We start from the raw sequence: 21,983 nt of genomic DNA on the forward strand, positions 1-21,983 counted from the left end.
CCATGCGCGTCCGCCCTCACGAACTGACCAGCCATATCCAGCGTCAGGGGATCGCCCCGATCTATCTGATCAGCGGCGATGAGCCGCTACAGATGAACGACACCGCCGATAGCATCCGTGCCCTCGCCCGCGCCCAGGGCTACAGCGGCCGGGATGTGCTGGAGGCCGGTGCCCGGTTCGACTGGAACGAACTGATTGCCGAAGCGAACAGCCTGTCGCTGTTCGCCGAGAAGCGGATCATCGACCTGCGTATCCCGTCCGGCAAGCCGGGCCGGGAGGGCGGCAAGGCGCTCAGCGAGTATGCCGCCCGTCCGCCCGAGGACACCCTGCTGCTGATCACCCTGCCGAAGCTGGACAAGGGCCAGATCAGCAGCAAGTGGCTCAAGGCACTGGAGGCCCGGGGCGTGTTCATCCAAATCTGGCCGATTGAGGGAAACCGCCTGCACCCCTGGATTGAGCAGCGCATGCGCCAAGCCGGTCTCACCCCCGGCCCCGAAGTGGTTGCCATGCTGACCGAGCGGATCGAGGGCAACCTGCTGGCGGCCGCCCAGGAAATTGACAAGCTGAAGCTGCTGCACGGCAGTGGCGTGATCACCCTGGAAAATCTGCAGGAGTCGGTGGCGGACAGCGCCCGTTACGATGTCTATGCCCTGGTGGACGCCGCACTGGAGGGCAAGGTCGGCCGTGTCGTGCGCATGCTCAACGGTCTGAAGGCGGAAGGTACGGCGGCCCCGGTGGTACTCTGGGCCCTGGCACGCGAGATCCGCATGCTCTGCTCGCTGGCCCAGCAAGTGGCCCAGGGCCGCTCACCACAGCAGGTGGTCGCCGGGGCCCGGGAGGTCTGGGACAAGCGCAAACCACTGGTCGGCAAGGGACTGCAGCGCCTGAACATCGGCCAGTGGCGGCAACTCATGCAGCTCTGCAGCCTCACCGACCGTGCGATCAAGGGCCAGGACCGGCAGGACCCCTGGCTGCTGTTGCAACGCATTGGCAGCGGGATGGCCGGCGCCCAGCTGTTCAGCGGCTAACCGTCCACCACAGATTGCTCACCCAAGCGCGGCACAATTTGCTAGACTGCACCCATTTCCAGAGAACACCGACCAGCGTGACCCTCATGTCCAGTGAAATCATCGACATCTCCGCCTATATGGCCGACCTTGGGCGACGCGCCCGGGCCGCCTCGCGCCGCCTCGCCGCAGCCTCCACCGCCAGCAAAAACGCCGCACTGCAGGCGATCGCGGCTGACATTCAGGCCAATCGTGAGGCGCTGATGAGCGAAAACAGGCGAGACCTGGAAGCCGGCGCAGCCAAGGGCCTGGACAGCGCCCTGCTGGACCGCCTGGAGCTGACACCGGCGCGTATAGACAGCATGATTGAGGGGATACAGCAGATCATCGCCCTGGCCGATCCGATTGGTGAAATCTTTGATATGAACTACCGTCCCAGCGGTATCCAGGTGGGGCGCATGCGGGTGCCCCTGGGCGTGGTCGGCATCATTTACGAATCACGACCCAATGTCACCGCGGACGCAGCCGCTCTGTGCCTGAAATCGGGTAATGCCACCGTATTGCGGGGCGGTTCCGAGGCCTTCCATTCAAACCAGGCAATCGCCGCCAGCATCCAGCGCGGCCTGGAGCAGGCCGGCCTGCCGGGCGATTCTGTGCAGGTGGTTGCCACCACCGACCGGGCGGCAGTCGGCGCCATGATCACCATGCCAGAGGCCATCGATGTGATCATCCCCCGCGGCGGCAAGGGACTGATTGAGCGCATTGCAAAAGACGCCCGGGTACCGGTCATCAAACACCTGGACGGCATCTGCCATGTCTATATCGATGATCAGGCCGATACTGCCAAGGCGTTCGATATCGCCATCAATGCCAAGACCCAGCGTTATGGCACCTGCAACACCATGGAGACCCTGCTGGTGGCCGACGCCATTGCCGAGGATGTCCTGCCGATGCTGGCGGCGGCCTATACCGAGCAGGCGGTCGAGCTGCGTGGTTGCGCACGCTGCCGGGAGATCCTGGAAGAGTGTAACGAAGCCACCGATAGCGACTGGGATACCGAGTACCTGGGACCGATCCTGTCAATTCGGGTGGTCCGGGATCTGGACGAGGCAATCGAGCATATCAACACCCACAGCTCCGGGCATACCGAATCCATCGTTACCGAGAACTACACCCGGGCACGCCGCTTCCTCACCGAAGTGGATTCCAGTTCGGTGATGGTCAACGCATCCACCCGCTTTGCCGATGGCTTCGAGTATGGCCTGGGCGCCGAGATCGGTATCTCAACCGACAAGTTCCATGCCCGCGGTCCGGTGGGACTGGAGGGACTGACCTCGGTCAAATACATCGTCCTTGGCGATGGTCACATTCGCACCTGACGGCCGGCCCCCCGCCTCCGGGGAGCCAACGGACCAACCATGATCGGGATACTCGGCGGCACCTTTGACCCCATCCACTACGGCCACCTGCGAACTGCACTGGATGTACAGCAGACCCTGGGGCTGGAAGAGATCAGGCTGGTCCCGTTGCGTGACCCGCCACATCGCGCCCATCCGACCCTCTCACCAGCCGACCGGCTGGCCCTGTTGCATGCCGCCGTGGACGACAACCCCCTGTTCAGGGTCGACACCCGGGAGCTGGAGCGCAGCGGCAAATCCTACACCCTGGATACCCTGCGGTCACTTAGATCCGAGCAGCCGGGTGATACCTTCTGCCTGCTGCTGGGTAGCGACGCCTTCAACGGCTTCCACACCTGGCACCGGCCGGATGAAATCCTCGAACTGGCCCATCTGGTGGTAATGCAGCGCCCCGGGGAAGCCGAACCCGCACACTACCACGAACACCTCACCCACAACCCGGCGGCGCTGAAGCAGCAAGCGGCCGGGCTGATTCTGCCGTTACCGGTCACCCAGCTGGAAATCTCGGCGACCGGGATCAGGGAGATGCTGGGCCAGGGCAATTCCCCCCGCTACCTGCTGCCGGATGCGGTACTGGAACTGATCCGGCAGAAACGACTTTATCGGTCCGGGTAAAATTCTGTGGCGGCGGCCGTTTTAATATAAAATTGATTCAGCAGTATTCATTATCAACCACAGCGTAGAGAGACATGCAGACAGACGAACTTCGCGACCTCATATTGAAAATTCTTGACGACATGAAGGCACTCGATGTCAAAGTCCTTGATGTCAGGGGCAAGACCAGCATCACCGATCTGATGATCATTGCCAGCGGCACCTCCAACCGACACGTCACTTCCATCGCGGAAACCATCGCCTTCCAGGCCAAAGATGCCGGTGAGACGCCCCTGGGCGTTGAGGGACTGAAAGAGGGCGAATGGGTGCTGGTGGACCTCAACGGCGTGGTGGTTCATGTCATGCAGACCAAGGTCAGGGACTTCTACCAGCTGGAGCGGCTGTGGGATCTCGATGTACCGGCGGACAGCGCGCAGAAAGCGACCCGGCACTGACACCCCATCTACCCACCAACCCTCACCGATGGATCGATTCGACCGCATTTTTGATCTGCATAAACTGCTCAGCGCCGCCCGCTACCCGGTCCCCAGACAGCGCATAGAACAGGAGCTGGAGTGTTCGCGCGCCACCGCCAAGCGGATCATCGAAGCCATGCGGCTCTACCTCAATGCGCCGATCAAATATGACCGGGAGCTGAACGGCTATTTCTACGATCCCAATGAAGGGGAGATGTACGAATTACCGGGCGTCTGGTTCAACAGCAGCGAACTGCATGCCCTGCTGAGCGCGCAACAATTGCTGGAGAATGTCCAGCCGGGCCTGCTTGAACAGCAGCTTGCGCCGCTGAAGAGCCGTATCGAAGCGCTGCTCAATGCGCAGGGGATGGGCGGGGCATCGCTGTGCCAGCGGGTCCGCATCCTGCGGGCCGCCTCGCGCCCGGCGGGTGACCAATTCCAGACCATCAGCACCGCATTGGCACAGCAAAAGCGCTTGCAGATCAACTACTACCAGCGCAGCAGCGACCAGACCAGCAGCAGAAACCTGTCACCCCAGCGCCTCACCTACTACCGCGACAACTGGTATCTGGATGCCTGGTGCCATCTCCGGGAGGGGCTGCGGACCTTCGCACTGGACGCCATCGAAAGCGCACGGATCATCCCGGAGGCGGCCGTACAACAGACCGATGAGGAGCTGAACGAACACTTCAACGCCAGCTACGGCATCTTCTCCGGCCGGGCGGCACAGACTGCCCACCTGCGCTTCCATCCGCTGCGGGCGCGTTGGGTTGCAAAGGAGACATGGCACCCCCAACAGGAGGGATTCTTCTCCGGCACCGGCCACTATGAGTTGAAGTTTCCTTATGGAAACGACCGGGAACTGCTGATGGACATCCTCAAATATGGCGCCGATGTGGAGGTGCTAGCCCCCGACCCACTGCGCCAGAAGGTACAGGAACAACTCTCCGCCACCCTGGCGCAGTACCAGAAAAAATAGACTACACATTCCGAATTCAGTTCTTTATAATGAACGGGATTCCCCTGGTAGATGGACTACCCTGCGGGACAGACCGGGCCAGTGTGACCCGCAAATCATTAAAGGTCCCCTACCCCCCGGACCCGACAAAACTTGCATGGAATGCCGACATGTCGACCCCGGAAAACCTGTCAAAACTGGTTCAGCGACTCAGCCTGCTGTTTGTGCTGTGGTTATGTCTGTGGCTTATCCTGTTGGGCCTGCTGCCCCGTGACTGTTACACCACCGGTTTCTTCCTGCTGGGCATACTGCCGGTGGTTGGCTGGTTCATGATACAGCCACGGCGGATCACCTGGTTCCTGGCCATCCTGTTCGGTGTCAACCGACTGGGAGAGTGAACCGGCTGATTTCAGCCGCCACATCGCAGACAGGTCACTTCGGCGAAAACCCGCTCAACAGGGTCTGGAACCGCAAACCACCCTGCCGCTTTCCCTGTTACAATGCCCGCGGCAGCCCCATCGCAAGCAACTATGGTGAGACCTCCCCAGCCCATGATCATCCACCTCATCTCCGTCGGAAACAAAATGCCCCGCTGGGTACAGGAGGGGTATCAGGAGTATGCCAAACGCCTGCCGCTGGAGTGCGGCCTTAAACTGGTCGAGATCGCCCCCGGCCACAGGGGCAAAAGCGCCGATGTGGCGCGCACCGTCAGGGAGGAGGGGGAGCGGATGCTGAAAGCGATCCCCAAGGGATGCCGTATCATTGCCCTGGATGTCCGGGGAAAGGCCTGGAGCACCGAACAGCTCTCTGCACAGATCGGCGACTGGATGGCCGCCGGCCCGGACATCGCGCTTCTGGTGGGTGGTCCGGAGGGGTTGGCCGAGACCTGCCTGCAGCAGGCGGACGGTCGCTGGTCCCTGTCGCCACTGACCCTGCCCCACCCACTGGTACGGGTGGTGGTGGCGGAACAGCTCTATCGGGCCTGGAGCCTGTTGCGCAATCACCCCTATCACCGCGCCTGAAGCGCGATCCCTCTCCCATCCCGCAGATCCATAGGACATTCTTTACTGTCTTTCATTTTCTCACTGGTGTAGGGTTAGCGGTTAAGGTCAATGGGAGCTCCGGGCAGGACAGGAAGCCATCCCGGGACCTGATAATAATTAATGACGCGCTGTTAGAATAACTACCGGTTCATCCAGAAGCAGAAACACAGGCTTATCATGCAGCCGCTGATCTATCTTGCCTCCCATTCACCGCGACGGCGTGAACTCCTGTTGCAGATAGGGGTCCACCACACAGTAGTGGGCATCACCATCGATGAGACCCCGTTGCCGGGAGAAGCGCCATCCGAGTATGTCATTCGCATGGCCCTGGAGAAGGCCCGGGCCGGCCGACAGGCGACCAACCAGAAAACACCAATGCCAGTGCTGGGGGCCGATACCGCGGTCGTGGTAAACCGACGGATTCTGGGTAAGCCACGGGATCGGGATGACGCCATCGCGATGCTGGAACTGCTCTCCGACACCACCCACAAGGTCCTTACCGGAGTCGCCCTGATCGATCAACGGGAAGAGACGCGGCTGAGCGTCAGTAAGGTCAGTTTCCGCCCCATTCAGCCGCAGGAGGCCGCGGCCTACTGGGACAGCAATGAACCGGCGGACAAGGCAGGTGGCTATGCAATCCAGGGCATGGGGGCGCTGTTCATCTCCCGGCTGGAAGGGAGTTTCTCCGGCGTCATGGGGCTGCCACTGTTCGAAACCGGCGAGCTACTGCAGCGGGCGGGAATCACCCCACTCGATTACCAATAGAGATAGTCCATGAGTGAAGAGATACTGGTCAACGTCACACCGCCCGAAACCCGGGTCGCAGTTATTGAGAACGGCGTGGTGCAGGAGATCATTATTGAACGCACCCAGCGCAAGGGGCTGGTCGGTAACATATACAAAGGCAAGGTGTGCCGGGTGTTGCCCGGCATGCAGGCGGCCTTTGTTGACATCGGTCTGGAACGTGCCGCCTTCCTGCATGCCTCAGACATCAGCAATGGCGATTCGGTCAACAGTGACAGCAACATCAACTCACTGGTTCGCGAAGGCGCCGAGGTGATTGTCCAGGTAGTGAAGGACCCACTGGGCACCAAGGGCGCCCGACTGACCACCCACATCTCCATTCCCTCCCGCTATCTGGTCTTTATGCCGGAACTGACAAACCTCGGGGTATCACAGAAAATCGAGGACGAGGCCGAGCGCAACCGGCTGCGCGAGATCGTCACCGGGTTCTTTGGTGACTCCTCACTGAGCGGTAATTTCATCATTCGTACCGCCGCCGAAGGGGTGGATGAAGAGACGCTGAAATCGGATATCCGCTTTCTCACACGGCTCTGGCACGCCATCCAGGACCGGCTGCAGACCTCACCGGTACGACAACTGATCCATGAAGACCTGCCCCTCTATCTGCGTTCCCTGCGTGATCTGATCACGGCCGATGTGGAACGCCTGCGCATCGACTCGCGGGAGAGCTGGCAGCGACTGACCCAGTTTGCCGAAAAACTGATCCCCGACAGTGCGGTGAAGATCGAATACTATCCCGGCGAACGGCCCATTTTCGACCTGTACGGCGTAGAAGACGAGATCCAGAAGGCGCTGGAGCAGAAGGTGGTGCTCAAGTCCGGCGGCTATCTGATTATCGACCAGACCGAGGCGATGACCACGATCGACGTCAACACCGGCGCCTTTGTCGGACACCGCAATCAGGAAGAGACCATTTTCAAGACCAACATGGAGGCGGCCCAGGCGATCTGCCGGCAGCTGCGCCTGCGCAATCTCGGCGGCATCATTATTATTGACTTCATCGATATGGTGGAGGATGAGCACAAGCGCCAGGTGCTGCGGGCACTGGAGAAATGCCTGGCGCGTGATCATGCCAAGACCCACATCACCGAAGTCTCATCACTCGGTCTGGTGGAGATGACCCGCAAACGCACCCGGGAATCTCTGGAGCATATCCTTTGCGAGCCCTGCCCCTGCTGTGGCGGTCGTGGTTCACTGAAAACCGCCGAAACCACCTGCTATGAGATTTTCCGCGAAATCCTTCGCGAGGCCAGGCAGTTTGATGTGGAATCACTGCTGGTGCTAGCCTCCCAGGAAGTGGTGGACCGGCTGCTGGATGAAGAATCCGCCACCCTGGCGGAACTCGGCAGCTTTATCGGTAAAACCATACGGTTGCAGGCAGAGTCGCTGTACAGCCAGGAACACTATGATGTGGTGCTGATCTAGGGTCTGCTGACGCTATGCTGATACAGAGCGACAAAGGCCATTTTTTTGCCGGATATGGCGCATCGAGCGCCCTGGCCTTACCGTGTCTGAGCGAAACAGCACTACAGTCATGGGAAAAATTGACCCTGTTCCCGAGGGTTGGCACCGTGCATTTGTTTAACAGGACCAGATGAAGCGCCTCTACCATTTTTCACTCAGAACCGCCCGACGGCTGCTGATCCTGCTGATAATCCTGACCGGACTACTGGTCATCTCCGGCCGACTGCTGGCCCCCCTGGCAGCGCAATATCGTGCCGACGTGGCCGACTGGGCCAGCGAACTGCTGGGACAGCCAGTCGAAGTGGGCAGGCTCCGGGGCAACTGGCGGGGCGTGGGTCCGGAGCTGATCCTCTACGACCTGCAGCTGATCAATCCCGAGAGCCATAAGCCCACCCTCTATCTGGAAGAGGTGCGCATTACCATTGGACTGATTGACTCATTGCGTCAATTGACCCCGGTGGTGCGCAAGGTCTCCTTCATTTCACCCAGGCTCAGGGTCATACGTCGGCAGAACGGTTCCATCACCGTCGGCAATCTGGATGAACTGAATGAGATCAACCCCGGCGACGGAAGTTCGGCATTTCTCCTGCCGACCCATCTGAGCCTGGAAAAAGGCGAGCTCATCTGGGAGGACCAGATGATCAACGTCCCGCCGCTGCGACTGACTGACGTCAACCTGAGACTGCGTAACAGCGGCGCGCGGCATCAACTGAACGGCAGCATCACCCTGCCGGGGGAACGTCCTGGCCAGATAGAACTGGCCATCGACCTGCGCGGCCAGCTGGACAAGATCAACACCTGGAGCGCCAGCAGCTACATGCAGAGCAGCGGCATCGACCTGGCCTTCCTGCTCAATCGCCGGGTAGCGGAAAAGTATCGTTTCAGCAACCGTCAGGCGGAGATAAAACTTTGGGGCGAGTGGGACCACAAGGGCCTGATCAACCTGGAAGGAACCACCCGCTGGGAACAGGTTGCCATTACCCGACAGGCCAGTAAGCCGGAGCAAACTGCCAGCACACTGAACCTGGACAAGGCTGCGGGAGCCCTCCGTCTGCAGCGCCAAACCGACGGCTGGCAGCTGGACCTGGTCGACCTGCAGATCCAGCGCAATGGCCGCGACTGGCCAAGGTCACAGGTGGGTGTCACCGCCTTGCAGGATAAGCAGGGCGATTGGCGTATCCGCGCCGGCAGCAGTCGACTGCGCGTGGAAGATATTCATGCCATCAGCACACTCTTCCCACTGCCCAACAGCGGCCTTGAGCAGATGCTGAAGCAGGTAAAGGCAAACGGCAGCCTGAACAACCTGCGGCTGGACTTCCAGCAGCGGGAGCAGGGCGACCGCTGGTCGGCCAGTGGCGAAGTCACAGAATTCACCTCCCAGCCCTGGGAAGGCCTGCCAGGGGTTCATAACCTGCCGCTGGCCTTCTGGATGGATGCCCGGCAAGGCACCATTGCCCTCGACGCAACAGATGTCTCCCTGGACTTTGCCGACCTGTTCCGGGACCCCCTGGTGCTGCGGCGTCTGCAGGGCGATCTGACCTGGCAATACGGGCAGGAGGGTGATCTGGTCATTTCAACCGATAAGCTGCTGGCGGAAAACGACGATATTCACACCCTGAGCCGAATACACATGACCCTTCCCGGCGCTGATCAGGCATCACCAATCCTGGATCTGCAGGGCGATTTCTGGGATGGCGACGCCAGCACCACCCACCGCTATCTGCCCGCGGGCATCATGGGCGACAACGTGGTCGCCTGGGTGGATCGCAGCATCGGCAGCGGCCATGTCACCGAAGGGAGCGTGGTGGTACGGGGTCCACTGGCGGACTTTCCCTTCGAAAAGACCCAGAGCGGACGCTTCGAGGTATTTTTTAAGGTAGAGAATCTGCAACTAGACTACTGGCCGGAATGGCCGGCGCTGAGAAGTCTGAATGCCGATGTGCGCTTCCTCAACAACAGCTTTGATGCCTGGGCCAGCAGTGGCGAGATCCTCGACAGCCGGCTCAGCGCCGCCCACGCCAGGATCTCCGAGCTGGCGCTCACCTCACCATTGGAACTCAACGGCAGCGTAGAGGGGCCGTTCACCGATCACCTCCGCCTGCTCCTGGAGTCTCCCCTCAAGACCGATTTCGCTCCCCTGGTAAAAGACCTGGAAGGCGACGGCATGACCCGACTCGACCTCGCCTTCAGCCTACCCATCGATGATGGTTCGGATTTCAAGCTGGACGGCCGGCTCGGCTTTCTTGACTCCACGCTACGACTGAGCCAGTGGCAGATGGCGCTGAGCGATATCCGCGGTGATCTGCAGTTCGATCAGGATCACATCTTTGCCAAAGGCATCACCGGCAAGGTGTTTGACCAACCGATCCGTGTCGATGTCTCGACCCCCAAGTCAAACCGTAACGCCACCCGCATTACTGCCACGGGGGCGGTCCCCGTCAGCACCCTGCAGCGGCAGCTCCCGTCGATCGATCTGGGTACGTTTGTCTCGGGCAGCAGCCACTGGCAGTTGGACCTGGATATACCCCATATCGCCGCCGGGCCGGATGCCCCGGTAGCGGTGCGCGCCAGCACGGATCTGGTTGGCATCCGCATCGACCAGCCAGCGCCGCTGGGCAAGGAGGCGGATACATCACAGCCACTGCTGCTGGAGACCCGGCTCGGCGGCAAATCGGAGCAACAACTGCACATCCGCTATGACAACCGCATCGACATGGCGCTGGCCATCGATCGCAGCCGACCTGACCAGCCCCAACTCCAGCGCGGCGGCATTGTACTGGGCGGTGAGCTGGCAAAACTGCCAAAATCCGCGGGGCTTGAGCTGACCGGACGACTGGAGCGACTCCAACTGCTGCCCTGGCTTGACCGCCTCAAGTCAACGGAATCCGCCCCGCGGCTGCCACCGCTCAATCGTCTGGCACTGGAGATAGATAAACTGGAGATAGGCCCACAACAGACAGACCAGGTAGGTCTCACGCTGAACCGGGGAGGCACTCACTGGGAAGGAAATATCATCAGCGACTGGGCCGAGGGCGCTATCCTGCTACCGCATAAACCCTCCCGCTCAACTGCAGTTACCGCCCGACTCAAGCGCCTGCGACTGGATCCCTGGCTGGGTATGCTCGACAGCCCCGCAAGCGACACCGAAACGGCCATGCCGCAACGCCTCCTGCTGACTGCCGATCAGTTGCAGTACAAACAGATGGCGGTGACCGACTTTAATCTTGATCTGGCGCGTGATCAGCGGGAACGGAAGGGGCAATTCAGCAGCAGCCACTTTGCCGGCGAAGTCGTGGTGCCGCTGCGTCTGCTGGAGGCTCCCATCAGACTGACCCTCGATCACCTGGACCTGACCATTGATGACAACCTGTTCAACACCCAGGACACGACGCCGCGGAAGGCACAGGAACAACTGGATCCAAACCGGATACCAGCCATCGAGGCACAGGTGTCCAAGGTCAACATCAACGGCAAACCGTTTGGCAAACTGCAGCTGATTACCCAACGTCGTGACAATGGCCTGACACTGCAGACCCTGTCGCTCAATTCGGATCGCCTGCAACTCTCGGCCACCGGAAACTGGCAGCTGGATCAGGCCCCGGAGTCCAGCTCCCGGATTGATATCGCACTCTCCAGCCGCAACCTCGGTGCCGCACTCAGGGACATGCAGCTGTCAGACAACATCGATGGCGCACCGGTTGAGCTCGACAGCCGCCTTAACTGGCAGGGATCACCCGTCGACTTCAGTACCCGGCGACTGAGTGGCCAGTTGGGGATACAGGTTGGCAAGGGCCGTTTTCTGAAGGTCGACCCCGGCGTAGGGCGGCTGTTCGGTCTGTTCAACCTGGGGGCTCTCAGACGCCGCCTGACTCTCGATTTCAGCGACATCTTCAAAAAGGGTTTCGCCTTCGACAGTATCGAAGGCGAATTCCTGCTGGATACCGGTGATGCCTACACCAACAACTTCCGTATGAAAGGCCCCTCAGCCAACATTGAGCTCTCGGGTCGGATTGGCCTGGGCGATGAAGACTTTGACGCTCTGGTGACCATTACCCCGAAAATCTCCTCCAGCATCCCCCTGGCCGGCGCCATCGCCGGTGGACCGGCGGTCGGTGCCGCCCTGTTCCTGGCCCAGCAACTGATGGGCGACTCCATCGACCGGGTCACCCGGCTGGAATACATGGCAACCGGCAGTTGGGACGAGCCGATACTGACACCGAAAACACGGGACAATCAGGAAGGCGGCAACCAGGCACAGCAAGGACAGGAGCCCACCGCTACTGCCGAAGAACCAGATCCCACCGAGGGTTTAGTTGGTGAGGAACCCCCCTCGGCAACACCCGACACCTCGGGCACGGAAACTGCCGGCACACGCACAGCACCGGCGGAGGAAAACACGGACAAACCCTCCGGGTTCTTCTCCCGCCTGCTGGAGAAGATCAAACCCACCGGCCCCACCTATCCACAGTCCACGCCGGACAAGCCGTGAACAAAAGTTTCGTGCTGCAACGCCCCTCAACTATTCCGGGATGCGTCATGCACCGTTAGGGCAGGCCCCCGTGCCTGCCCCTACTTGGTCCGAAGTCAGGGTTAATGCTATGCTCCGGACAGACCGCAGCAGCGGTCGTTGTCTTTGAACCCCAGGGAAAATACGCGTCCAACATGAGCAGAGAGAAAAACAGAGTTTGCGCCATACAGATGGCAACCGGACCCAATGTCAGCGCCAACCTGCTGGAGGTGGAACGGCTGGTCACCGAGGCGGTGGAGAATGGTGCCGGGCTGGTGGTATTGCCGGAAAACTTCGCCTTCATGGGCAAACGGGACCGGGATCTCTGCGCCCTGCGGGAAATCGACCATGACGGCCCGCTGCAGGAGTTTCTCCGCCAGCTGGCCAAGCGTCATGAGATCTGGGTGGTAGGCGGCACTATCCCGCTGGAAGCGCACGACAACAGCAAGGTGCGCGCCGCCTGCATCGTCTACGACGACCAGGGCAGACGGGTCGGCCGTTATGACAAGATTCACCTGTTCGATGTCAACCTGGTCGAGGCCAACGAACGCTACGCGGAATCCGAAACCATTGAGGCGGGCGAGCAGATCGTGGTGCTCGACTCGCCCTTCGGCAAGCTGGGTATCGCGGTCTGCTACGACCTGCGTTTTCCCGAATTGTTTCGCAAACTGCTGGACAAGGGCATGGAGATCGCCTGCATGCCTTCCTCCTTTACCGCCATTACCGGCAAGGCTCACTGGGATACGCTGGTGCGGGCCCGGGCGATTGAAAACCTCTCCTACGTGGTCGCCGCCGCCCAGGGTGGATTTCACATCAACGGCCGTGAAACCCACGGCCACAGCATGATCGTGGACCCCTGGGGAAACATCCTGGCCCAGGTGCCCCGAGGAACCGGTTCGGTCAGTTGTAAACTCGACCTCGGCTACCTCGCCTCGCTGCGACGCAACTTTCCAACCATCAATCACCGAAAACTCTAGCAACCCGGCGCGGTCTACCCTAACAGACAACGACAGCACCGGACGAAGCGACCCTGTAGGGGTTCATGGACTATATTCATTGATTCAACCTTAAGCCTGAGGCCTCCTCGGCTTCAGCAACAGCAGGATTCAGCAAACATCAGCATGTCAGACGCCATTCAAATCGCACATAACACCCTCCTTGCGCCCGCCTCACTGAGCGACAGCGACCTCGATCGGGTGATGGATCAGTTGCTCACCTCACAGATCGACGCCGCCGATATCTATTTTCAGGCCAGCCGGCTTGAATCCTGGGTGCTGGAGGACGGCATTATCCGGGACGGTAACTACAACATCGAGCAGGGCGTCGGGGTGCGCGCCATCAGTGGCGAAAAGACCGGGTTCGCCTATACCGATGAGATTGCCCTGCCGAGCCTGATGGAGGCCGGCCGCACCGCCCGTGCGATTGCCCGCGCCGGCAGCCAGGGCCAGACCCGGCTGAGTCGCACCACCCCGCAACGCCAGCTCTACGCCCCGCTCAATCCCCTGGAGACCATGACCGAGGATGAGAAGATCGGCCTGCTGCGCAAGCTGGACGCCGAGGCACGGCGTCAGGACCCACGGGTGCAGCAGGTGATCGCCAGTCTGGTGGCGGCCCATGACGTGGTGATGGTAGCTGCCAGTGATGGCACCCTGTGCGGCGATGTGCGCCCGCTGGTGCGCTGCAATGTGCACGTGATTGTCGAGGCGGATGGACGCCGTGAACAGGGTTCCAGCGGCGGTGGTGCGCGTGAGAGCTTCCAGTTCTTTGTCGACGAGGAGCGCGCCCTGGGCTATGCCCGGGAGGCGGTGCGTCAGGCGCTGGTGAACCTGGAGGCGGAAGACGCGCCGGCCGGCGGCATGACCGTGGTGCTGGGAGCCGGCTGGCCGGGCATCCTGCTGCACGAGGCGATCGGCCACGGACTGGAAGGCGACTTCAACCGCAAGGGCACCTCCGCCTTCTCCGGCCGTATCGGGGAAAAGGTCGCGGCGGACGGCTGTACCGTAGTGGACGACGGTACCCTGCCGGGTCGGCGCGGCTCACTCAACATGGACGACGAGGGCACCCCCTCCCAATGTACGGTACTGATTGAGAACGGCCGCCTCAAGGGCTACATGCAGGACAAGCACAATGCCCATCTGATGGGGGTCAACTCCACCGGCAACGGCCGCCGTGAGTCCTATGCCCACCTGCCCATGCCGCGCATGACCAACACCTATATGCTGCCTGGCCAGCACGATCCCGGGGAGATCATCGCCTCGGTCAAACAGGGCCTCTACGCCGTCAATTTCGGCGGCGGCCAGGTGGACATCACCTCGGGCAAGTTCGTCTTCTCCGCCAGCGAGGCTTACCTGATCGAAAACGGCAAGGTGACCCGGCCAGTGCGGGGCGCCACCCTGATCGGCAGCGGTCCGGAGGTGCTCACCCGGGTCAGCATGATCGGCAATGACCTGGAACTGGATGCCGGCGTCGGCACCTGCGGCAAGGACGGCCAGAGCGTGCCGGTTGGGGTCGGCCAGCCCACCCTGAAAATAGACAACCTCACCGTCGGCGGCACCAGCGCCTGAACCCTTGCAGCGAGACAGATCCATGAGTGAGCAGTATCAGATATCAGCGCGCCAGGCGCAGCTTGAACAGATGGTTAACGACCTGCTGAATGAGGCCCGGCAACAGGGTGCCAGCGCCGCGGAGGCTGCCGTCTCCAGCGACAGCGGCCTCGCCATCAACGTACGCAAGGGCGAGGTGGAAACCATCGAACATACCCGTGACCAGGGGTTGGGGATCACCGTCTACTTCGGACAGCGCAAGGGCACCGCCAGCACCTCGGACTTCAAACCGGAGGCCATCAGGGACACGGTACGGGCCGCCTGCAACATCGCCCGTTTTACCAATGACGACCCCTGCAGCGGCCTGGCCGATGCCGACCGCATGGCCACCGATATCCCCGACCTGGACCTCTACCACCCCTGGGATATCACCCCGGAAACCGCAATCGAACTGGGCAAGCGTTGCGAGAGCGCCGCACTGGAGCTGGACCCGCGCATCAGCAACACCGAAGGGGCCAGCGTCAACAGCCACAGCGGCCTGCATGTCTACGGCAACAGTCACGGCTTCATCGGCGGTTATCCCAGCAGCCGCCACAGCCTCAGCTGTTCGGTGATCGGCCAGCAGAACGGCAGCATGCAGCGGGACTACTGGTATACCGTCAGCCGTGACGCCAAAGACCTGGAATCGGAGTTTGATGTGGGCAGAAAAGCCGGCGAGCGTACCCTGGCCCGCCTGGGCGCGCGCAAGCTCAGCACCCGGCAGGCACCGGTCATTTTTCGCGCCGACATCGCCGGCAGCCTGTTGCGCAGCCTGATCAGCGCCATCAGCGGCTCCAGCCTGTACCGCAAGGCCAGCTTCCTGCTCGATCATCTGGGTGAACCGATTTTTCCCGCCCATATCCAGATTCAGGAGCAACCCCGGATACCAGGAGGACTGGGCAGCGCCTCGTTCGACAGCGAGGGGGTCGCCACCTATGACAAGTCGATCATTCAGGACGGCGTTCTACAGACCTATCTACTGGGCAGTTACTCGGCGAGAAAACTGGGATTGCAGTCCACCGCCAACGCCGGCGGCGTGCACAATCTCAGTATCACACCGGGTGAACAGGACCTGGATGGACTGTTGCGGGAAATGGGCACCGGCCTGCTGGTCACGGAGATGATGGGCCACGGCGTCAACATGGTCACCGGCGACTACTCACGGGGTGCTGCCGGGTTCTGGGTGGAGCAGGGTGAAATCCAGTTTCCGGTGGAAGAGATCACCATCGCCGGCAACCTGAAACAGATGTTCAGCCAGCTGCTGGCGGTTGGCAACGACGAAGAGCGACGCAGCAGCATCCGCACCGGTTCTCTGCTGATCGAGCAGATGACCATTGCCGGTGAGTGAAATCAATCGGGTCGGAAATTCCAGGTGCTGAAAAAAGAAACGGGACCAACAGGTCCCAATTAGCACTCCTCCAGGCTTATATGCAGATACGTCCAGGACGTTCTTATTTTTCTTTGCCTGTTGTTATCAGACCGGCCACTCTATGATTAACGGCGGCTTGAGTCTGTACGGCGCCTTACGGCAACGGTCCGACAGGACCGGTCCCCCTCCTACTATCCATTAAGTTCGGCCAAACATAACTCGCGGCCAACCTTTTACCAATTTCTAATTCTTTGATATTAAAAATGAATTAGCTTTTTCCATGCCCACATCCAACATTTGCATTGGCGGCAGTGCAAAGCGTTCGCTACAGTAAACGGATCATTCCCACTAAGTCAATAGCAATTTTTTACCCGGATTCACACGCCACTGGGCAAGGATACTCTGGATAGGTTATCCTTATGCATCATCAATAAGACATAAGATAACCGGATAACCATGCAAACCATTCCTGATATCACCGACAACGAAACCTGGATTATTCGCACCACCCTGCGCGAACGCTACAATCAGGAGGTTGAGCTGCAACTGGCCGATTCAGAGATCCGTCTGCGCCCCTCCGACCGGGAGCTGAGCGCCTGTCCGGTCTGGTACTGGCAGTGGGACGGCTGTCATTTTGTCATTTTCAAGACCGGCGACAAAAATTACCGCAGCCAGTTCTTCTACAAGCCCTATCGTCAATACGGCACCGGGGTCTACGAATATACCGATATCGCCGAGTGTGCGGTTTCGCTGTTGCAGGCCCAGGCCGACTTTGAAGCGAAGGAGCGGGGCGACATCTAAGTCGGCAACCGCCCGCCCGGCAGAAAAAATCATTACTAAAACCTACTGAGAGGAAGATTGAAAGCATGACCAAGAAAAACGCTTTCTATGCACAATCGGGCGGCGTCACCGCCGTCATCAACAGTTCGGCCTGTGGTGTAATCGAGACCGCTCGCAAACACGCCGACAAGATCGGTACTGTCTATGCGGGCCGCAACGGCATTATTGGCGCCCTGACTGAGGAGCTGATCGACACCAGCCAGGAATCCGATGAGGCGATCAGCGCGCTGCGCAACACCCCGTCCGGCGCATTCGGCTCCTGCCGTTTCAAACTGAAAAGCCTGGAGCAGAACCGACGCGAATATGAGCGGCTGATCGAGGTATTCAAGGCCCACAACATCGGCTACTTCTTCTATAACGGTGGCGGCGACTCCGCAGACACCTGTTACAAGGTCTCCCAGCTGTCGGAAAAGATGGGCTTTCCGGTCCAGGCCATCCATGTCCCCAAGACTGTGGACAACGACCTGCCGATCACCGACAACTGCCCCGGCTTCGGTTCGGTGGCCAAATACATCGCCGTCTCCACCCTGGAGGCCAGTTTCGATGTGCGCTCCATGGCCGCCACCTCCACCAAGATTTTCGTTATCGAGGTAATGGGGCGACACGCCGGCTGGATCGCCGCCGCCGGAGCATTGGTCGAGGATTACGGCATCCCGGTCATCACCCTGTTCCCCGAGGTGGAGTTCGACCAGGAGAAGTTCCTGGCGGCGGTCGATGCCAAGGTCAAGGAGCACGGCTACTGCTCCATCGTGGTCTCCGAAGGCTGCCACTGGCCGGACGGCAAATTTCTCGCCGAGCAGGGCACCCGGGACTCCTTCGGCCACGCCCAGCTGGGTGGGGCGGCACCGGTAGTCGCCAACATCGTCAAGGATGCGCTGGGCTACAAATACCACTGGGCGGTGGCCGACTACCTGCAGCGAGCCGCCCGTCACCTTGCCTCCGCCTCTGATGTGGAGCAGGCCTATGCACTGGGTGTGGCCGCCGTTGAAAAGGCACTGGAGGGCAAGAACTCCATCATGCCCACCGTGGTACGGGAATCTTCCACGCCCTACAAATGGCATATCGGTGAGGCCCCACTGAGCGAGGTTGCCAATGTGGAGAAGATGATGCCGATGGATTTCATCTCCGAAGACGGTTACGGCATTACCGACAAGTGCAAGGAGTATCTCTATCCCTTGATCAAGGGCGAGGCCTATCCGGAGTACGACGATAACGGCATGCCCCGCTATGTGACCCTGAAAAACGCTATCGTGGAGAAAAAGCTACCCGGATTTGAACTCTGAACCGGTATAAATCCGTGAATCCATAGGATGTGGTGAGTAGAGCGACCCGCGTCAATCGCGACCGATACGCATCGTTGTGCTCAGCACATCCTATCCCCGGATTCCGGGATAACTAGCCTCACGGCACCTCTGCAACCACCGCCATCCGGGCCAAATCCATTAAGTAACTTATGGGAATATCACCTAGAATTATAAGATCTTTTGAAAAAAAGCCTTAGGTCAGGTCTAATAGTCGGCTCTTTTTCACTTTATTAGTACGGCGAGAACCCATGAATCTGGATAGAGTTAGCTCGGGTAGCGATGTACCCAACGAGATCAACGTCATCATCGAAATTCCAGCACAGTCCGATCCGGTCAAATATGAGCTGGACAAGGAGACCGGGGCCATGTTTGTGGATCGCTTCATGTCCACCTCCATGCGCTATCCATGCAATTATGGTTACGTCCCCCACACCCTCTCCGCCGACGGCGACCCGGTCGACGTGCTGGTGGTAACAAAATACCCGCTGATCCCGGGCTCGGTGATCAAGTGTCGCCCGATCGGCGTACTGAAGATGGCCGACGAGGCCGGCGATGACGCAAAGGTCCTGGCGGTGCCAATCGACAAGCTCTCCAAGCGCTATCGCAAGGTGGAGAGCTTCCGTGATATCAGTGAAGACACCCTGAACCAGATCTCCCACTTCTTCGAGCATTACAAGGATCTTGAGGAAGGCAAATGGGTGCGCGTGCAGGGCTGGGGCGGCGTTGACGAGGCCAAAAAAGAGATCCAAGATAGCATCAAAATGTTTAACGACGCACCGGAAAAACCAAACTTCTAACCCATTCGGAGCCTGTTGGGCTCTTGGCAGGATAGGAACGACATCATTGAATGGTGACCAGGCGCTGCCCGGACGGGCAGCGTCATCGCGCCAGCGATGGCGCTCCAACGGGAACCCAATGAAAAATTTGCAGGAAAGACAATTTTCACAGCCGAAGGCCGCCCGCCAGGGTGCGGCACAGGGATGTGCCTGCCGCATGAAAAATTGGCACGACAGACAATTTTCACGGCCGCAGGCCGCCCGTCAGGGTGCGGCACAGGGATGTGCCGCATGAAAATCTGCATACTGTCCGACAGTCACGACCACATACCCCTGCTCGATTACGCCGTCGCCGAGGCCCGCACCCGCGGCGCCGAGGCTGTGGTTCATTGTGGCGATGTGGTGGCCCCCAGCACGCTGAAATGCCTGAAAAAACATCACCTTCCTACCCACGTGATCCACGGTAACAACACCGGTGACCTGTTCACCCTCGGCCAGATGGCCAATGATCCGGAAAACATCATCCGCTACTACGGTATGGATGCCGGGCTTGAGCTGGGCGGCAAAAAAATCTTCCTGGTCCACTATCCGCACTATGCCCGGGCCATGGCGGCCACCGGTGACTGGGACCTTGTCTGTTGCGGTCACAGCCACAAGGTCAAGGTGCAGGAGATCCCCAATATTCGTGGCGGCGTTACCCTGCTGGTCAATCCCGGTACCGTCGGTGGTGTAGGCGGCTCCCCGGCTACCTACATCATGGCCGATCTTGCTACCATGAGCTTTGAATTCCACGAAATCCCCAAGAGCATTGAGCACCAGTCATGAGCGAGCTGACACACTTCAATCAATCCGGCGAGGCACACATGGTGGATGTGGGCGAGAAGCAGGAGACCCAGCGCACCGCTATCACGGAAGGCCGTATTTTCATGCGCGCCGAAACACTGGCGCTGATCCAGCGGGGCGATCACAAGAAAGGCGACGTACTGGGCATTGCCCGGGTAGCCGGCATCATGGCGGCCAAAAAGACCGCCGACCTGGTTCCGCTCTGTCATCCCCTGGCGCTGACCCATGTCAACATCGATCTGACACCAGAGCCTGACCAGTCCGCCGTCCACTGCGTCGCCACCGTCAAGACCCGGGGGCAGACAGGCGTGGAGATGGAGGCGCTGTGCGCGACCCAGGTGGCCCTGCTTACCATTTACGACATGTGCAAGGCGGTTGACCGGGGCATGTCGATCGAACAGGTTCGCCTGTTGGAAAAGGCCGGCGGCAAATCGGGCCATTGGCAGAGAAGCACTGAGTAATATCAGCGATTTTCCTGACATCCATCAACACAACACCCATCCAGCGTTTTCTTTAGCCGCCGTTACCCACTAATATCCATGCATTATTTATGGGTATTGGCGTAGCGCCAAAGCCCCCGTTTATCTGGGAGCGATCAATGAGAAACTTCATAACCTGGACCGATGACCTGAGCGTCGGAATTGAAGAGATCGATGAACAGCATAAGGTGTTGGTCGGACTGATCAACCGTATGCATGACGCCATCCACCAGCGTCACGGCAGTGCTGTGGTGGAAGGCATCCTGGCTGAACTGGCCGAATACACCCGCATCCATTTCGCGGTGGAAGAGAGCCTGATGCGCATCCTCAACTTCCCCGGTTACGCGGAACACCACGATCTGCATGAAGAGCTGACCGAACAGATGGTCGACCTGCAGAACAAGATCGCCACCGGCAAGCATGCCATCGGTTTTGAGCTGATGCATTTTCTCAAGGTATGGCTCTCCAAACACATCATGGAAGAGGATATGCAGTACAGCGGTTTTTTCCTCGCCGCCGGGGCCAACCCAAAACTCGGCAATCGCTCCTGGGTCGAGCGGCTCTGGTCCAATATTCGCGGTTAGGAGGGCAGATTGCTGGCGGTGGCGCAATAATTGGGGTAAGTTCGCAACCTTTCCCACATAGACCAATGCAATGAACAGCTTTTACCACCGGGCAAAATTTCTCACCAGCGCCGCCAAACTGGAACAATCTCCACCCGATACCGGTGCCGAAGTGGCTTTTGCCGGGCGTTCCAATGCCGGGAAATCCAGCGCCATCAACGCCCTGTGCCAACAAAAAAGCCTGGCCAGGACCAGCAAGACGCCGGGACGTACCCAGCTGCTCAATTTTTTCGCCCTGGACCAGGAGCACCGGCTGGTGGACCTGCCGGGCTATGGCTATGCCAAGGTCGCGGAGAAGATCAAACTGCAGTGGCAGGCGGAGTTGGCCGCCTACCTGGAGCAACGCAAATCCCTGCGCGGGGTAATCCTGCTGGCGGACGTGCGTCACCCCCTGAAGGAGTTTGACCTGCAGATGCTGGAGTGGAGCGGCAAGATCCAGTTGCCCGTACACATTTTGCTCACCAAGGCGGATAAGCTGAAGCGGGGTGCGGCAGCGAAAAGCCTGCTACAGGTGAAGAAGGCCCTGAAAGAGATCAACGGCATCCATTCGGCGCAACTCTTCTCCGCCCTCAAGCACCAGGGTATTGACCAGGCTCACGCCATGCTCGACAAGTGGCTGGGCCTGGATAAAGCACCTGCTCCATCGGAGCAGCCATAAGTGGGCCGTGCCCACCGCCAGCCACAGGCAGATACCTCCACAGCGGGCCCAGCCCGCCCTCTAACGCCCTCTCCACGACTTCAGCCCATCCCGGTACAAAGCCGCTCCCGGCCATCCCAGGGCAAAAAAAGACCCTGTCACCCAAGGGGAGTCAAGGTGATCAGGGTCCTAGATCCCGACATGGGGTCGTCGGGGACAGGTCACTTGGGGAGAAGTGACCGCGCCAGCTGGCGCTATC

20 protein-coding genes are annotated in these 21,983 nt (G+C 59.9%); all 20 read left to right on the forward strand.

The genetic code is table 11. The features are described from left to right. The first annotated feature begins 2 nt into the window (after window positions 1-2). The 20 genes from holA (at window position 3) to yihA (ending at window position 21,745) form a co-directional block, all read left to right on the forward strand. On the forward strand, window positions 3-1,028 hold the full coding sequence (gene holA, locus A3GO_RS0112360; protein ID WP_029133655.1) for a DNA polymerase III subunit delta: 1,026 nt from the start codon (window positions 3-5) through the stop codon (window positions 1,026-1,028). An 86-nt stretch (window positions 1,029-1,114) separates the two neighbouring features. After that, window positions 1,115-2,386 carry a glutamate-5-semialdehyde dehydrogenase gene (locus tag A3GO_RS0112365; RefSeq protein WP_029133656.1) on the forward strand — a complete coding sequence of 424 codons (1,272 nt, stop codon included), beginning with the start codon at window positions 1,115-1,117 and terminating at the stop codon, window positions 2,384-2,386. Window positions 2,387-2,425: 39 nt separating this feature from the next. Further along, window positions 2,426-3,040 (forward strand): nicotinate-nucleotide adenylyltransferase, encoded by a 615-nt coding sequence (gene nadD, locus A3GO_RS0112370; RefSeq protein ID WP_029133657.1) that lies wholly within the window; start codon window positions 2,426-2,428, stop codon window positions 3,038-3,040. Window positions 3,041-3,114: 74 nt separating this feature from the next. Further along, window positions 3,115-3,474 carry a ribosome silencing factor gene (rsfS, locus tag A3GO_RS0112375; RefSeq protein WP_029133658.1) on the forward strand — a complete coding sequence of 120 codons (360 nt, stop codon included), beginning with the start codon at window positions 3,115-3,117 and terminating at the stop codon, window positions 3,472-3,474. 28 nt (window positions 3,475-3,502) lie between these two features. Further along, window positions 3,503-4,474: a helix-turn-helix transcriptional regulator gene (locus A3GO_RS0112380; protein ID WP_029133659.1), complete on the forward strand. Its 972-nt coding sequence runs from the start codon at window positions 3,503-3,505 to the stop codon at window positions 4,472-4,474. Window positions 4,475-4,623: 149 nt separating this feature from the next. Then, a complete protein-coding gene (locus A3GO_RS0112385) occupies window positions 4,624-4,851 on the forward strand; it encodes a hypothetical protein (protein ID WP_029133660.1) in 228 nt (75 codons plus the stop codon). A 153-nt stretch (window positions 4,852-5,004) separates the two neighbouring features. Beyond that, complete coding sequence (gene rlmH, locus A3GO_RS0112390) at window positions 5,005-5,475, forward strand: 23S rRNA (pseudouridine(1915)-N(3))-methyltransferase RlmH (protein ID WP_029133661.1); 471 nt, start codon at window positions 5,005-5,007, stop codon at window positions 5,473-5,475. Between the two features lie 198 nt (window positions 5,476-5,673). Then, a complete protein-coding gene (locus tag A3GO_RS0112395) occupies window positions 5,674-6,261 on the forward strand; it encodes a Maf family protein (RefSeq protein ID WP_029133662.1) in 588 nt (195 codons plus the stop codon). Window positions 6,262-6,270: 9 nt separating this feature from the next. Next, on the forward strand, window positions 6,271-7,725 hold the full coding sequence (gene rng / locus A3GO_RS0112400) for a ribonuclease G (protein WP_029133663.1): 1,455 nt from the start codon (window positions 6,271-6,273) through the stop codon (window positions 7,723-7,725). Window positions 7,726-7,894: 169 nt separating this feature from the next. Further along, window positions 7,895-12,253 (forward strand): YhdP family protein, encoded by a 4,359-nt coding sequence (locus A3GO_RS0112405; protein ID WP_029133664.1) that lies wholly within the window; start codon window positions 7,895-7,897, stop codon window positions 12,251-12,253. A gap of 173 nt (window positions 12,254-12,426) precedes the next feature. Then, window positions 12,427-13,248 (forward strand): carbon-nitrogen hydrolase family protein, encoded by an 822-nt coding sequence (locus A3GO_RS0112410; protein ID WP_029133665.1) that lies wholly within the window; start codon window positions 12,427-12,429, stop codon window positions 13,246-13,248. A gap of 144 nt (window positions 13,249-13,392) precedes the next feature. Continuing rightward, entirely contained in the window at window positions 13,393-14,835 is a 1,443-nt protein-coding gene (gene tldD / locus A3GO_RS0112415; protein ID WP_029133666.1) for a metalloprotease TldD, read from the forward strand. A gap of 22 nt (window positions 14,836-14,857) precedes the next feature. Further along, on the forward strand, window positions 14,858-16,201 hold the full coding sequence (gene pmbA / locus A3GO_RS0112420; protein ID WP_029133667.1) for a metalloprotease PmbA: 1,344 nt from the start codon (window positions 14,858-14,860) through the stop codon (window positions 16,199-16,201). Window positions 16,202-16,678: 477 nt separating this feature from the next. Further along, window positions 16,679-17,023 carry a hypothetical protein gene (locus A3GO_RS0112425; RefSeq protein ID WP_029133668.1) on the forward strand — a complete coding sequence of 115 codons (345 nt, stop codon included), beginning with the start codon at window positions 16,679-16,681 and terminating at the stop codon, window positions 17,021-17,023. Window positions 17,024-17,088: 65 nt separating this feature from the next. After that, window positions 17,089-18,345: a 6-phosphofructokinase gene (locus A3GO_RS0112430; RefSeq protein WP_029133669.1), complete on the forward strand. Its 1,257-nt coding sequence runs from the start codon at window positions 17,089-17,091 to the stop codon at window positions 18,343-18,345. Between the two features lie 269 nt (window positions 18,346-18,614). Next, window positions 18,615-19,163, forward strand: coding sequence for an inorganic diphosphatase (gene ppa, locus A3GO_RS0112435; RefSeq protein WP_029133670.1), 549 nt, complete (start codon window positions 18,615-18,617; stop codon window positions 19,161-19,163). 270 nt (window positions 19,164-19,433) lie between these two features. Continuing rightward, a complete protein-coding gene (locus A3GO_RS0112440) occupies window positions 19,434-19,967 on the forward strand; it encodes a metallophosphoesterase family protein (RefSeq protein ID WP_029133671.1) in 534 nt (177 codons plus the stop codon). Continuing rightward, on the forward strand, window positions 19,964-20,446 hold the full coding sequence (moaC, locus tag A3GO_RS0112445) for a cyclic pyranopterin monophosphate synthase MoaC (protein WP_029133672.1): 483 nt from the start codon (window positions 19,964-19,966) through the stop codon (window positions 20,444-20,446). Before A3GO_RS0112440 ends, moaC begins: the two co-directional genes overlap by 4 nt. A 137-nt stretch (window positions 20,447-20,583) precedes the next feature. After that, the gene (locus A3GO_RS0112450) at window positions 20,584-21,048 is read left to right on the forward strand and encodes a bacteriohemerythrin (protein ID WP_029133673.1); all 465 of its coding nucleotides are present in this window, start codon (window positions 20,584-20,586) and stop codon (window positions 21,046-21,048) included. A 70-nt stretch (window positions 21,049-21,118) separates the two neighbouring features. After that, window positions 21,119-21,745 (forward strand): ribosome biogenesis GTP-binding protein YihA/YsxC, encoded by a 627-nt coding sequence (gene yihA / locus A3GO_RS0112455; protein ID WP_029133674.1) that lies wholly within the window; start codon window positions 21,119-21,121, stop codon window positions 21,743-21,745. Window positions 21,746-21,983: the final 238 nt, after the last annotated feature.

Source organism: Sedimenticola selenatireducens DSM 17993, from assembly GCF_000428045.1.
GTDB lineage: Bacteria > Pseudomonadota > Gammaproteobacteria > Chromatiales > Chromatiaceae > Sedimenticola > Sedimenticola selenatireducens.